The sequence below is a fragment of the Brevundimonas diminuta genome (assembly GCF_039673845.1).
GTDB lineage: Bacteria > Pseudomonadota > Alphaproteobacteria > Caulobacterales > Caulobacteraceae > Brevundimonas > Brevundimonas diminuta_E.
Window position 1 is genome coordinate 1 of the sequence record NZ_JBDJMK010000007.1, and the last position, 13,393, is coordinate 13,393.

The window sequence follows — 13,393 nt, forward strand, 5'->3', positions numbered from 1 at the left end:
CACGTCATGCGCCACGCCATGAACCTGGAAACGGTCAACACCTATGAAGGCGCGCACGACGTCCACGCCCTGATCCTGGGCCGCGCCATCACCGGCGAAGCCGCCTTCTGATAGAAGGGTTCTCATGACCGATCGATCGATGATTCCCGCCCCTTACGGCCCCCTGCACGGCGTGCGCGTGCTGGACCTGTCGCGTGTTCTGGCCGGGCCGTGGGCGACGCAGACGCTGGCGGATCTGGGCGCCGAGGTGATCAAGATCGAGCGGCCGGGCGCTGGTGACGACACCCGGCACTGGGGCCCGCCCTTCACCACGACGACGGACGGCCAGCCCGGCGACGCCGCCTATTTCCTGTGCGCCAACCGGGGCAAGAAGTCGGTCGAGCTGGATATCGCCAGCCCGGACGGCGCCGAGGCCGTGCGTCGTCTGGCCGCGACCTGCGACGTGGTGGTCGAGAACTTCAAGGCCGGCGGGCTGAAGAAATACGGCCTCGACTACGCCGCGCTGGCGGCCGTCAATCCGAGGCTGGTCTATTGCTCCGTCACCGGCTTCGGACAGGACGGGCCGGACGCGCACCGCGCGGGCTACGACTATATGATCCAGGCGATGGGCGGGCTGATGTCCATCACCGGCCAGCCGGACGGCGCGCCCGGCGCCGAGCCGATGAAAGTCGGGGTGGCGGTCGTGGACCTGTTCACCGGCCTTTACGCCTCCAACGCCATACTGGCCGCCCTGTGGCACGCGCGGGCGACGGGCGAAGGCCAGCACGTCGACATCGCCCTGTTCGACGTTCAGGCGGCCATGCTGGCCAATCAGGCGACCAACTGGTTCGTCTCCGGCAAGGCGCCGACGCGGATGGGCAACGCGCATCCCAATCTGGCCCCCTATCAGCCCTTTCCCTGTTCGGACGGGATGGTGATCATCGCCGTGGGCAATGACGGCCAGTTCCGCGCCCTGTGCGGCGCACTGGAGCTGGAGGCTGAGGATCGCTTCGCCACCAACGCCCTGCGGGTCGCCAATCGCGAGGCGCTGGGGCCGCTGATCGCGGCGAAGACGGCGGGCTTCAGCATGCAGGGGCTGATGCAGGCGCTGGAGGCCGCAGGCGTGCCCTGCGGCCCGGTCAACACCATCGACCAGGTGTTCGAGGAGCCTCAGGCTATCCATCGCGGCCTGATGGTCGAACAGACGCGCGCCGATCTGAACGGCCCGGTTCGCACCGTGGCCTCGCCCATCCGCCTGTCGAAGACGCCGCTGCGATACGACGCGCCGCCGCCCAAGCTGGGGCAGGATACGCAGGCGGTGCTGGGGGCGTTGAAGACGGAGGAGTGAGGCCCTTCGCTCCCTCTCAGGCCGTCATTCTCGGGCTTGACCCGAGAAGCCAGCCCCGCAACGTCTGAACAGGCATGGGCTCGACGCGGTCGCCGTCGTGTTTGCTGGATTCTAGGGTCAAGCCCGAGAATGACGGCGGGAAGGCAGGTATGGGCGGCGCCGCTGGTTCAACTCACCTGCCGCTTCTCCAGCTTCCGCGCCAGGGTGCGACGGTGCATCCCCAGACGCCGCGCGGCCTCGGAGATGTTGAAATCGGTTTCGGCCAGAACCTCGTGGATGCGTTCCCATTCCAGCGTCTTGATCGAAGTGGGACGGGCGGTCAGGGGCGCGTCGGGGTCGCCTGCCTCGCGGCCGAAGGCGGCCTCGATGTCATCTGTTCCAGCGGGCTTGGCGAGGTAGTGGCGTGCGCCCAGCTTGATGGCCTCGACCGCCGTGGCGATGCTGGCGAAGCCGGTCAGGACCACGATCACCAGATCCGGATCGAAGGCGTGCAGCGTCTGCACGCAGGTCAGACCCGACGCCGTGCCCAGCTTCAGGTCCACCACGGCGTAGTCGGGGTGATGCGTCTTCAGCAGTTCGACCATCTGGTCGTGGCTGTGCGCGGCCAGCACCTGATAGCCGCGCCGCTCGAACGAGCGCCGCAGGGTGCGCGAGAAGGACTCGTCGTCCTCGACGATCAGAAGCTGGCGGGGTTCGTCGGTCATCTCATGCCCTCTTTCCAGACTGCTTATTTCGGCGCCAGGGCGTCGATGGGCAAGGTCAGGCGCACCATGGCGCCCCCGCCCGCCGCGCCCGGCCGGTTCGTGGCGACGACCGTGCCGCCCAGCTTGCGCACCACATTGACCAGCAGGAACAGGCCCAGCCCCGCCCCTGCCCGCGCCTTGGTCGACTGATAGGGCTGGCCCAGCTTTTCGAGGATGGCGGCGGAAAAGCCGGGGCCGTCGTCCTCAAAGGCGATGAACAGGCCGTCGGCGTCAGCGGCGGCCCGCACCTCCAGATGGCGCGCGCCCGCTTCCTGCGCATTGTCCAGCAGGGCGCTGAACACCTGTTTCAGGGCCGGATCGGCGATGATCGGCGGGTCGCGCGGCGTCGGGCCGCTGAGGGCGACCTGCATGGCGTCGGCGGGGCGGTTGGCCGACCACTCGCCGATGATCTCGCCCAGAAAGGCGCTGAGGGCGGTCACGGTCGGCGCCTCGCCGCGCGCCTCGCCCGCCGACATCAGGATGTTGGTGACGATGGATTTGCAGCGCTCGACCTCGGCCTGCATCTGCTCGATATCGTGGCGCAGGTCGGCATCCTCGGTCAGGGCGGGCATCCGCCGCCAGTCGCTGAGGATGACCGACAGGGAGGCCAGCGGCGTGCCCAGTTCATGCGCCGCGCCCGAGGCCAGCAGCCCCATGCGCACGATGTGGTCCTGTTCCGCCGCCTGCTGGCGGGCCTCGGCCAGATAGGCGTCGCGGGCGCGCACGTTCTGGGTGATCCGCGTGACGAAGGCGACCAGCAGCACGGCGATCAGCAGGAAGTTGACCAGCGACCCCTGCTGGATCAGCCCCAGCCGCGCCTCGGCCCCGATCGGCAGGTCCAGCGGCTGACGCCAGATGGCCAGCAGGGCCAGACAGCCGCTTGTCACCAGCACAAAGCCCCAGGCGAACGACGGCCGCAGCAGCACCGCCGCCAGCACCACCTGCATCAGATACAGCGCCGAAAACGGATTGGTCGCCCCGCCGCTGAAATAGAGCAGCCAGCTGAGGGCCGCCACATCGACGCACAGGGCCAGCAGCAGTTCGGGGTCGGTGACCTCCTTGCGGCGCAGGGTCACGGGGGCGCTGACCAGATTCATCACCGCCAGCGCCGTCGGCGCCAGCAGCAGCGGCCCCAGCGGCAGGCTGATCTTCAGCCCCCAGTGGACGATGACGATGGTCAGCACCTGGCCGATGACCGCCAGCCACCGCAGCTGGATCAGCAGCAGCATGTTGCGGCGGGCGGCGGCGCCGGGCGAAACGGGCGTCTCTACGGCGGCGTCCATGCCCAGCAGATTACGCGCAAACCGGATCAGGTCCATGCCGGACGGCTTCATCGGCCCCGCCCTGCCCTGCGGCGGCGTTCTTCCCGCAGCCAGAACCACGCGCCGCCCGCCGACATCAGCGCCAGTCCGAACCAGGTCAGGGCATAGACCAGATGGCTGTTGGCGAAGCGCACCACCGTCAGCCCGCCGCGCGGCCAGCCGCCGGGATTGGGCGCGGCGTCGGCGTCGATGAAATAGGGCGCAACCGGCCCGTCCAGCCGCTTGGCCGAGGCGATGGCCGCCACATCGCGCGAGAACCAGCGGTCGCCCGCCGGATCATTGTCGCGCAGGAAGCCGCCCTTCGGCTCGCTGATCCGCAACAGGCCGGTGACGGAGACAGGCCCCGCGACCTGCCCCTCAGGGCGAGCGTCCGGCGCCGCGCGCTCGGCCGGGACGAAGCCCCGGTTGATCAGGACGGTGAAGCCGCGCGCGTCTTCCAGCGGCGTGACCACCCAGAAGCCCGGCCCCAGGTCCGTCACCGCCTTCACCCGGACCTCGCGGTCATGCAGGAAGCGGCCGCTGGCGGCGACATGGCGATACTGGTCCCCCTGGCGCGTCACGGCGTCGAAGCCCTGCGGCCCCGGCGCCGGAACCGGCTGGGCGTGGATGCGGCTGTCGACCTGCCGGATCAGTTCCTGCTTCCACGCCAGACGCTGGACCTGCCAGACGCCCAGCGCCGAAAAGCCGATGAACAGCATGGCGAACATCGCCAGCCCCGCCGCCATTCGACGGCGTGAAACCGGGCGGGAGGCCGGTCCGGGGGCTGACGAGGCGGTCACAAGGGCGTCTCCGCTATGAAAGGGTCAGCCCATCACCTGCATGTCGTGGACGGGCATCATATTGGTGTTCAGGTGGTACATGACCCACACCGACCCGGCGACGGCGATGACCACGATCACCAGGGTGAAGATCAGCGCCAGCATGTTCCACCCGCCCTCGGACCGGTGGTTCATGTGCAGGAAGAAGATCATGTGGACCACGATCTGCACCACGGCGAAGCCGGTGATGATCAGACCCGTCAACTGCGGCGCCAGCACCCCGGCCATGACCAGCCAGAACGGAATGGCGGTCAGCACGACCGACAGGGCGAACCCGATCAGATAGCCCTTGTAGGTGCCGTGATCATGGTCGTCGCCGTGGTGATCGTCGTGATGGTCCACAGCGTGCTCGTTTTGGGCTTCAGCGCTCATCGCAGCATCCCGAACAGATAGACGAAGGTGAAGACGCCGATCCAGATGACGTCCAGGAAGTGCCAGAACAGGCTCAGGCACATGAGGCGGCGCTTGTTGGCCTGGATCAGGCCCTTCTGACCCAGCTGGATCATCAGGGTGACCAGCCAGATGCAGCCGAAGGTGACGTGCAGGCCGTGGGTGCCCACCAGGATGAAGAAGGCCGACAGGAAGCCGCTGCGCTGGGGCGTGGCGCCCAGGTGGATCATGTGGGCGAACTCATAGAGCTCGATCCCCAGGAAGCACAGGCCGAACAGGCCCGTGACCGCCAGCCAGATCTGCGTCTGCGCCACCTTGTTGCGGTACATCGCCAGCATGGCGAAGCCGTAGGTGATCGACGAGAACAGCAGCATGGACGTGTTCACCGCCACCAGCGGCAGGTCGAACAGATCCTTGGGCGCCGGGCCCGCCGCATAGTTGCCGCCCAGCACGGCGTAGACGGCGAACAGGATCGCAAAGATGAGACAGTCGCTCATCAGATACATCCAGAAGCCCAGCATGGTGCTGTGGCCTTCCGGGTGGTGCGGCTCCTCTACCGGGTGGAAGATCGGCCGCCCGGCGTCGTCGACATAGTCGGGGTTGAGGGAAGGTGCGTGGCTCATCGGATCACCCCTGCGTCGCTGCTGCGGCCGCCAGGGCCTTGGTGCGCGCGTCCTCGGTCGCCTGAACCGTCTCGGCCGGGATGTAGTAGTCGCGCTTGTAGTTGAAGGTGTGGAAGATGGCGTAGGCGATCAGCGCCGCAAAGCCCGCCGCCGCCATCCACCAGATGTACCAGATCAGGCCGAAACCGACGATCATCGACAGCACCGACAGGATCACCCCCGCCCCGGTGTTGGACGGCATGTGAATGGCCTTGAAGCCTTCGGTCGGGCGCTGATAGCCGCGCGCCTTCATGTCCCACCAGGCGTCGCCGTCGTGGATGATCGGCGTCTTGGCGAAGTTGTAGTCCGGCGGCGGCGACGAGGTCGCCCACTCCAGCGTGCGGCCGTTCCACGGATCGCCCGTCTCGTCGCGCAGCTTGTCGCGGTTGATGATGCTGACGGCGAACTGGATCAGCATGGCCAGCACGCCGACGCCGATGATCGCCACGCCCACGCCCGCGATGATGAACCAGATCTGATAGGCCGGGTCGTCGAAGACCCGCATCCGCCGCGTCACGCCCATGAAGCCCAGGACGTACAGCGGCATGAAGGCCATCCAGAAGCCGACCACCCAGCACCAGAAGCTGACCAGCCCCCACTTCTTCTCCAGCTTGAAGCCGAAGGCCTTGGGCCACCAGTAGTTGATGGCGGCGAACAGGCCGAACAGCACCCCGCCGATGATGACGTTGTGGAAGTGGGCGATCAGGAACAGGGAGTTGTGCAGCACGAAGTCCGCCGGCGGCACCGCCAGCATGACGCCCGTCATCCCGCCGATCACGAAGGTCAGCATGAAGGCGACCGTCCACATCATCGGCAGCTCGAACCGGATGCGGCCTCGGTACATGGTGAACAGCCAGTTGAACAACTTCGCCCCTGTCGGGATCGAAATGATCATCGTCGTGATCCCGAAGAAGGAGTTCACGGACGCGCCCGAGCCCATGGTGAAGAAGTGGTGCAGCCACACCAGGTAGGACAGGATGGTGATGACCACCGTCGCATAGACCATCGAGGTGTAGCCGAAGAGCTTCTTGCCCGAGAAGGTCGAGGTGACTTCGGAAAACACGCCGAACAGCGGCAGGATCAGGATGTAGACCTCGGGGTGGCCCCAGATCCAGATCAGGTTCACGTACATCATCGGGTTGCCGCCGAAGTCGTTCGTGAAGAAGTTGGTGCCGACGTAACGGTCCGCCGACAGCAGCACCAGCGTCGCCGTCAGGATCGGGAAGGACGCCACGATCAGGATGTTGGCGCACAGCGACGTCCAGGTGAAGACCGGCATCTTCATCAGGCCCATGCCCGGCGCGCGCATCTTCACGATGGTGGCGATCAGGTTGATGCCGGACAGGGTGGTCCCTACCCCCGCGATCTGCAGCGCCCAGATATAATAGTCGACCCCGACCCCGGGGCTGTAGCCGATGCCCGACAGCGGCGGATAGGCCAGCCAGCCGGTGCGTGCGAACTCGCCGATGAACAGCGACATCATCACCAGAACGGCGCCGACCGTGGTCATCCAGAAGCTGAAGTTGTTCAGGAAGGGGAAGGAGACGTCCCGCGCCCCGATCTGCAACGGCACCAGATAGTTCATCAGGCCGGTGATCATGGGCATGGCCACGAAGAAGATCATGATCACGCCGTGGGCGGTGAAGATCTGGTCATAGTGGTGGGCGTTCAGATAGCCCTCGGACCCGCCGAAGGCCATGGCCTGCTGGATCCGCATCATGATGGCGTCAGCAAAGCCGCGCAGGAACATGATCAGGCCCAGGATCATGTACATGATCCCGATCTTCTTGTGGTCCACGGTCGTGAACCACTCCTTCCAGAGATAGCCCCACAGCCTGTAGCGGGTGAGCAGGGCCAGCACCCCCAGACCGCCGATGACGACGACGGCGAAGGTGGCGACCAGAATGGGCTCGTGGAACGGGAGGGAGTCCCAGTTCAACCGGCCCAGAAGCGGCGATGTTGTTTGTTCGACAGTCATGATCGTTCAGGCGCTCAGGATTGCGACGCGGCGGGCGCGGACGCCGTGGATGGCGCGGAGAAGAGGGAGGCGAAACGCTCGTTCGGTTCGGACCGGCCGGGACGTTGCAGCCCCTGCCCCATGACCCGGTTCAGCGGCGTGTCGCGGGCGACGTCCTCGCCGAAGGCCTGACGGCGGCGGGCGGCCTCGACGGCGGCGGCCTCGGCCTGCAGCGGGGTGCACAGCGTCATCACATAGGACTCGCCGGCGCCGAAGACGGCGTCGCCACGACGGGCGTATTTGTCATAGACCAGCGGCAGGGTGTTCTTGACCGCCGCCAGACCCAGACCGCCCTTGCGGTCGATGTCCATCATCTCGCCCATGCACATCTTGCCCGGCTCGACGCACATGTTGACCACGGCGTCGAACAGGCGGTCGTCGACCGTGGCGTAGTGGATGACGGGCACCTTCTCGCTGGGCTTTTCAAGTTCCAGATAGGTCTCGCGATCCAGACCCTGACCGGCGGCGCGCACGCCCGCGACCCACTGGTCGAACCCGGCCTGATCCATGCCGCGGAAGGCGAAGCGCATGTTCGAGAAGCCGTCGCCTGAATAGTTGGCCGAGAAGCCGACGTATTCGCCCGGACGGTTGATGACGGCGTGCAGCTTCGTCTCCATGCCCGGCATGGCGTAGATCTGACCGGCCAGCGCCGGGATATAGAAGGAGTTCATCACCCCGGTCGCGGTGATGTGGAAGCGGATCGGCCGATCGACCGGCGCCACCAGCTCATTCACCGATGCGATGCCGTATTCGGGGTAGATGAACAGCCATTTCCAGTCCATCGCCACCACCTCGACCTGCAGCGGGCGGTGATCCTCGGCCACGACCTGCCCTTCGGCGATGCGGTCCAGCGGACGATAGGGGTCCAGCAGGTGCGTGCCCGCCCAGGTGATCGCGCCCAGGCAGATAATGATCAGCAGCGGCGCCGCCCAGATCACCAGCTCCAGATGGGTCGAGTGGTCCCAGTCCGGCTCATACCGGGCTTCCTTGTTCGACTCCCGGTATTTCCAGGCGAAGAAGATCGTCAGCAGCATCACCGGAATGATGACGATCAGCATCAGGTAAACCGACATCAGCAGCAGGTCGCGCTGCTGGGCGGCGATATCTCCGGCAGGGGCCAGGACCACGGCCTGACAGCCGGGCAGCAGGGCCAGAAGAGGCAGAAGCAACAGGGGACGCAGGCGGCGCACGGCGGCTCCAGTCGAGGTTGGGGACAAGGGCACGGTCATCTTGCACGCCCCGTAACCCTGCCCCGAAACAGGCGACATTGGACAATCTGCCCTATCCCCAGTTGGAGCCATCGGGAGCAAAGGGGCGTTTCCTTCATTCTTATTGTCGCGGGCGCGTGTGCGCCCCGGTTCCTGGAGCCTCATCGGTCATGAACGCAGCCAGCGGCGCGCCCTCTTCAGAGCCCCTTGAGCGGGACGCCAGCCGGATCAACGCACGAGACGGCAAAATCGACGCGGGCGAAGTCGCCATCGGCGTCATTATCGGCCGGACGTCGGAGTTCTTCGACTTCTTCGTCTACGCCATCGCCTCGGTCGTGGTGTTTCCACAGCTGGTCTTCCCCTATGCGGGACCGCTGGGCGGGACGCTGCTGTCCTTCGCCGTCTTCGCCGTGGCCTTCCTGGCCCGGCCGTTCGGCACGGCCCTGTTCATCGCCATCGACCGGCGCTTCGGGCGCGGGACCAAGCTGACCATCGCCCTGTTCCTGCTGGGCCTGTCGACGGTCTGCCTGGGCTTCCTGCCCGGGCATGAGCAGGTCGGCCACTGGTCGGCCGCCATGCTGATCGCCCTGCGGATCGGTCAGGGCGTGGCTTTGGGCGGCGCCTGGGACGGCATGGCCTCCCTGCTGTCGGTCAGCGCCCCTGAAAAGCGCCGTGGCTGGTACGCCATGGTTCCGCAGCTGGGCGCCCCGATCGGCCTGATCGTGGCCAGCGCCCTGTTCGCCTATTTCCTGACCAAGCTGTCGGCCGCCGATTTCATGGACTGGGGCTGGCGCTATCCCTTCTTCGTGGCCTTCGCTATCAACGTCGTGGCCCTGTTCGCGCGCCTGCGCATCGTGGTGACCCCGACCTTCCAGGCCGCCTTCGAGACGCTGGAGCTGCACCCCACCCCCGTGACCAAGGCCGTGCGCGAAGAGGGCGGCAGCATCGTCATCGGCGCCTTCGCCCCGCTGGCCAGCTTCGCCATGTTCCACATGGTGACGGTGTTCCCGCTGTCGTGGGTCTTCCTTTACACCGACGAGGCGCCCAGCCGCTTCCTGATGATCGAGCTGATCGGCGCCGTCTTCGGCCTGTTCGCCATCCTGGCCTCGGGCTGGCTGGCCGACCGCTATGGCCGCCGCGCCCTGCTGGCCGTCACGGCGGCCGGTATCGCCGCCTTCTCGGGCTTTGCGCCCCAGCTTCTGGACGGCGGTTCGGCGGGCGAGCTGAGCTATATGATCCTGGGCTTCATCCTGCTGGGCCTGTCGTTCGGTCAGGCGTCCGGCTCGATCGCCTCCAGCTTCAGCCTGACCAACCGCTACACGGCCTCGGCCCTGACGTCGGATCTGGCGTGGCTGTTCGGCGCGGGCTTCGCGCCGCTGGCGGCGCTGGCGCTGTCGGGCCGGTTCGGTCTGGTGGCGGGCGGGGCTTACCTGTTGTCGGGCGCCGTCTGCACCCTGCTGGCTTTGTGGCTGAACCGCGAACTGGCCAAGGGCAACGCGGGCGCCAAGGCGTAAGGCTTTTCTCCCCCCCGCCTGAAAAGAAGGGGCGCGACCTGCCGGTCGCGCCCCTTTTTCAATTCCCCTTCCCCCTCGATGGGGGAAGGGCCGGGGATAGAGGTGAGAACGCGACCGGCGCCGCACAGACGCATGAGACGCCGCGTCACCCCCCTCTTCCTGCACACCGGCTGCCGACACCCTCCCCCATCGAGGGGGAGGGCTTCAGGCATAGCGCCTCAGCCCTGCGCCTTGGCCTTGCGGCGCCAGTGGGTCAGCAGGTGCTCGGTATAGCCGTTCGGCTGTTCCCTGCCCTTGAACACCAGATCGCAGGCCGCCTGCCACGCGGGCCCCTCATAGCCCGGCGCCAGAGGGCGATAGTCCGCATCGCCCGCGTTCTGACGATCCACCACCACGGCCATGCGCTTCAGCGCCTCCATGACCTCGTCCTCGGTCATGACGCCGTGACGCAGCCAGTTGGCCAGGTGCTGGCTGGAGATGCGCAGCGTCGCCCGGTCCTCCATCAGGCCCACGTCGTGAATGTCCGGCACCTTGGAGCAGCCGACGCCCTGATCCACCCAGCGCACGACATAGCCGAGGATGCCCTGCGCATTGTTGTCCAGCTCCTGCCGGATCTCGTCGGCGCCCGGCGCTTCCGTCGCGAACGGCGGGGTCAGCAGGGGCGTCAGGCCGGTCAGCGCGCGCTTGGCGATCTCGGCCTGACGCGCCCAGACGTCGACCTCATGATAATGCAGGGCGTGCAGGGTCGCCGCCGTCGGCGACGGAACCCATGCCGTCGAAGCGCCCGCGCGCGGATGGCCCGCCTTGGCCGCCAGCATGTCGCCCATGCGGTCGGGCGCGGCCCACATCCCCTTGCCGATCTGCGCCCGACCCGACAGGCCCGCCTTCAGGCCGATGTCGACGTTGCGGTCTTCATACGCCTTGATCCAGCCGGTCTCGCGCACCGCCTCCTTGCGGACGACCGGGCCGCCTTCCATCACCGTATGGATCTCGTCGCCCGTACGATCCAGGAAGCCGGTGTTGATGAAGACCACCCGCCCCTTCGCCGCCGCGATGCAGTTCATCAGATTGACGCTGGTGCGGCGCTCCTCATCCATGATGCCCATTTTCAGCGTCAGGGCGGGCAGACCCAGCATGGTTTCGACCGCGCCGAACAACTCGTCGGTAAAGGCCACCTCGTCCGAGCCGTGCATCTTGGGCCGCACAACATAGACCGAGCCAGCAGGACTGTTGCGCGCCTCGGCCGGGCGACGCAGGTCGTGCAGGCCGATCAGGCCGGTCATGGCGATATCCAGCAGATGCTCGGGCGTCTCGCGCCCATGGGCGTCCAGCACGGCGTCGGTTGTCAGGTGCAGGCCGACGTTGCGCACCAGCATCAGGCTGCGCCCCTTGAGCACCAGCCGCGATCCATCGGGCGCCGTATAGACGCGATCAGGGTTCAGCCGCCGCTCGACCGTGCGGCCGCCCTTCTGGAAATCGGCCTGAAGATCGCCGCGCATCAGGCCCAGCCAGTTGGCGTAGACCAGCCGCTTGTCCGCCGCATCGACGGCGGCGACGCTGTCCTCGGCGTCGGCGATGGCCGACAGGGCCGCCTCGACCAGCACATCGGCGACTCCCGCCGGGTCGTCCTTGCCGATGCGGTGCGCGCGGTCGATGACGATCTCCAGATGCAGGCCGTTGTGGAGCAGCAGAACCCCCGACGGCGCGTCGGCCTTGCCCGAATAGCCCGCGAACACATCCGCGCCCGCCAGCCCCGTCTCCAGCCCGCCGTCCAGCGTCACGATCAGGCGGCCATGCTCGACCCGATAGGCCGTGGCCTGAGCGTGTGATCCCGTCGCCAGCGGCGCCGCCTGATCCAGAAAGGCGCGGGCGCGGGCGATGACGCGGGCGCCGCGTTCGACGTCATAGCCGCCCGCCGTCGGCGCCTCGCCCAGCGCATCGGTGCCGTAAAGCGCGTCATACAGGCTGCCCCAGCGCGCATTGGCCGCGTTCAGCAGATAGCGGGCGTTGGTCAGCGGCACGACCAGTTGCGGCCCGGCCATGGTCGCGATCTCGGGGTCGACGTTCGCCGTCTCGGCCCTCACGTCCTCGCGTTCAGGCTCGATATAGCCGATCTCCTGCAGATAGGCCTGATAGGCCGTCTGATCCGGCTGGCCCGGATAGGCGCGATGCCAGTCGTCCAGCTTGTTCTGCAGTTGGTCGCGGCGTTCCAGCAGGTCGCGGTTGCGGCGGCTGAACTGAGCCAGCAGCCCCTCCACCCCGGCCCAGAAGGCGTCAGCGCTGACGCCCGAAGCCGGCGCCGCCTGATCGCGCACGAAGGCGTCCAGTTCTGCGGCGACCTTCAGCCCGCCATGACGGACATAGGCATCGGCGGGGGTCTTGGGGGCGTCGAACATGGCGGTCTCCTTCAGTCTGGAGAATACGCCCCATGACCCGCGCTATCCACGGCGAAGAAAGAGGCTTATCTTTGCATAATCCACAATGATGAGGGCCCGCCATGCTGGCCGAGTATGAAATCTTCGTCCGTGCGCTGGAGGAAGGCAGCCTGTCCGCCGCCGCGCGTCGGCTGGACCTGTCGCCCGCCGTGGCCTCGCGCAGGCTGGCGCGGCTGGAGGACCGGCTGGGCGTGCGGTTGATCGAACGCACCTCGCGCCGTCTGGCCCCGACCGAGGCCGGACGGCTGGTCTATGACCGCGCGGCGCAGCTGCTGGAGGGGGTTGAGGATCTGGAGGCCGTGGTGTCGCGCCGCACGACGCAGGCGCGCGGCCTGCTGCGCGTCTCGGCGCCGACCTCGTTCGGACGGCGGCGGCTGGCGCCCCTGCTCCAGCCGTTTCTGGCGGCCCAGCCCCGTCTGACGCTGGAACTGAACCTGAGCGACGCCTTCGTCGACCTGATGGCCGAGGATGTCGACGTGGCGGTGCGGATCGGCGGCTATGAGGCGGCTGATCCGCTGATGCATCGTCTGGCGCCGAACCGGCGGGTGCTGTGCGCCTCGCCCGCCTATCTGGCCGAGCACGGCGCGCCGGACAGTCTGGACGACCTGCGCCGCCACGCCCAGCTGGCGGCCGAGAACCAGTCGACCTGGCGTCTGGAAGGCCCCGAAGGCCCCGTGGTCTTCCGCGCCCGCAGCCGGGTGCGGACCAACTCAAGCGAAGTGGCGCGCGAACTGGCGCTGGCGGGCGCCGGGGTGGCCCTACGCTCGACCTGGGACGTCGGCGACGAACTGCGCGACGGGCGGCTGAAGGTGGTGCTGCCGCAATATGCCGGATCGTCGGACGTGGCGATCTTTGCGCTGACAGCGGGTCGGGCGCGGGCCGAAACCCGCGTGCGGGCGTTCATCGCCTTCCTGCGCGGCCTGTATGGCGAAACGCCGGAGTGGGATCGGTAGCGCT

11 protein-coding genes are annotated in these 13,393 nt (G+C 67.4%); 3 read left to right on the plus strand and 8 right to left on the minus strand.

What is annotated here, in order from left to right; genetic code table 11:
- Nucleotides 1-124 precede the first annotated feature (124 nt).
- Nucleotides 125-1,327, plus strand: coding sequence for a CaiB/BaiF CoA transferase family protein (locus ABE454_RS08675; RefSeq protein WP_346530917.1), 1,203 nt, complete (start codon nt 125-127; stop codon nt 1,325-1,327).
- A gap of 167 nt (nt 1,328-1,494) precedes the next feature.
- On the opposite strand, the gene ABE454_RS08680 is transcribed toward ABE454_RS08675, so the two are convergent.
- The 7 genes from ABE454_RS08680 to cyoA form a co-directional block, all read right to left on the minus strand.
- Entirely contained in the window at nt 1,495-2,031 is a 537-nt protein-coding gene (locus ABE454_RS08680) for a response regulator transcription factor (RefSeq protein ID WP_346530918.1), read from the minus strand.
- A gap of 23 nt (nt 2,032-2,054) precedes the next feature.
- Entirely contained in the window at nt 2,055-3,404 is a 1,350-nt protein-coding gene (locus tag ABE454_RS08685; RefSeq protein WP_346530919.1) for an ATP-binding protein, read from the minus strand.
- Nucleotides 3,401-4,117 carry an SURF1 family protein gene (locus ABE454_RS08690; RefSeq protein ID WP_346531220.1) on the minus strand — a complete coding sequence of 239 codons (717 nt, stop codon included), beginning with the start codon at nt 4,115-4,117 and terminating at the stop codon, nt 3,401-3,403. The genes ABE454_RS08685 and ABE454_RS08690 overlap by 4 nt, the downstream gene beginning before the upstream one ends.
- 78 nt (nt 4,118-4,195) lie before the next feature.
- Nucleotides 4,196-4,582 carry a cytochrome o ubiquinol oxidase subunit IV gene (gene cyoD, locus ABE454_RS08695; protein ID WP_346530921.1) on the minus strand — a complete coding sequence of 129 codons (387 nt, stop codon included), beginning with the start codon at nt 4,580-4,582 and terminating at the stop codon, nt 4,196-4,198.
- Complete coding sequence (gene cyoC, locus ABE454_RS08700; protein ID WP_346530922.1) at nt 4,579-5,223, minus strand: cytochrome o ubiquinol oxidase subunit III; 645 nt, start codon at nt 5,221-5,223, stop codon at nt 4,579-4,581. The genes cyoD and cyoC overlap by 4 nt, the downstream gene beginning before the upstream one ends.
- Nucleotides 5,224-5,227: 4 nt before the next feature.
- The gene (gene cyoB / locus ABE454_RS08705; RefSeq protein WP_346530923.1) at nt 5,228-7,240 is read right to left on the minus strand and encodes a cytochrome o ubiquinol oxidase subunit I; all 2,013 of its coding nucleotides are present in this window, start codon (nt 7,238-7,240) and stop codon (nt 5,228-5,230) included.
- A 14-nt stretch (nt 7,241-7,254) separates the two neighbouring features.
- Nucleotides 7,255-8,508, minus strand: a complete 1,254-nt coding sequence (gene cyoA, locus ABE454_RS08710) for a ubiquinol oxidase subunit II (RefSeq protein ID WP_346530924.1) — start codon at nt 8,506-8,508, stop codon at nt 7,255-7,257.
- A 149-nt stretch (nt 8,509-8,657) separates the two neighbouring features.
- On the opposite strand from cyoA, the gene ABE454_RS08715 reads away from it, so the two are divergent.
- Complete coding sequence (locus ABE454_RS08715; protein WP_346530926.1) at nt 8,658-10,001, plus strand: MFS transporter; 1,344 nt, start codon at nt 8,658-8,660, stop codon at nt 9,999-10,001.
- 218 nt (nt 10,002-10,219) lie between these two features.
- Here the strand turns inward: ABE454_RS08715 and ABE454_RS08720 are convergent, their stop codons facing one another.
- Nucleotides 10,220-12,397 (minus strand): malate synthase G, encoded by a 2,178-nt coding sequence (locus ABE454_RS08720; protein ID WP_346530927.1) that lies wholly within the window; start codon nt 12,395-12,397, stop codon nt 10,220-10,222.
- Between the two features lie 101 nt (nt 12,398-12,498).
- Here ABE454_RS08720 and ABE454_RS08725 point away from each other — a divergent pair, with 101 nt between their 5' ends.
- A complete protein-coding gene (locus tag ABE454_RS08725; RefSeq protein ID WP_346530929.1) occupies nt 12,499-13,389 on the plus strand; it encodes a LysR family transcriptional regulator in 891 nt (296 codons plus the stop codon).
- The last annotated feature ends 4 nt before the right edge of the window (nt 13,390-13,393 follow it).

Excerpts from the sequence above, each read along its gene's own strand:
- ABE454_RS08675 (WP_346530917.1), top strand. The coding sequence starts at position 125 with ATGACCGATCGATCGATGATTCCCGCCCCTTACGGCCCCCTGCACGGC.
- ABE454_RS08680 (WP_346530918.1), bottom strand. The coding sequence starts at position 2,031 with ATGACCGACGAACCCCGCCAGCTTCTGATCGTCGAGGACGACGAGTCC.
- ABE454_RS08685 (WP_346530919.1), bottom strand. The coding sequence starts at position 3,404 with ATGAAGCCGTCCGGCATGGACCTGATCCGGTTTGCGCGTAATCTGCTG.
- ABE454_RS08690 (WP_346531220.1), bottom strand. The coding sequence starts at position 4,117 with ATGGCGGCGGGGCTGGCGATGTTCGCCATGCTGTTCATCGGCTTTTCG.
- cyoD (WP_346530921.1), bottom strand. The coding sequence starts at position 4,582 with ATGAGCGCTGAAGCCCAAAACGAGCACGCTGTGGACCATCACGACGAT.
- cyoC (WP_346530922.1), bottom strand. The coding sequence starts at position 5,223 with ATGAGCCACGCACCTTCCCTCAACCCCGACTATGTCGACGACGCCGGG.
- cyoB (WP_346530923.1), bottom strand. The coding sequence starts at position 7,240 with ATGACTGTCGAACAAACAACATCGCCGCTTCTGGGCCGGTTGAACTGG.
- cyoA (WP_346530924.1), bottom strand. The coding sequence starts at position 8,508 with ATGACCGTGCCCTTGTCCCCAACCTCGACTGGAGCCGCCGTGCGCCGC.
- ABE454_RS08715 (WP_346530926.1), top strand. The coding sequence starts at position 8,658 with ATGAACGCAGCCAGCGGCGCGCCCTCTTCAGAGCCCCTTGAGCGGGAC.
- ABE454_RS08720 (WP_346530927.1), bottom strand. The coding sequence starts at position 12,397 with ATGTTCGACGCCCCCAAGACCCCCGCCGATGCCTATGTCCGTCATGGC.
- ABE454_RS08725 (WP_346530929.1), top strand. The coding sequence starts at position 12,499 with ATGCTGGCCGAGTATGAAATCTTCGTCCGTGCGCTGGAGGAAGGCAGC.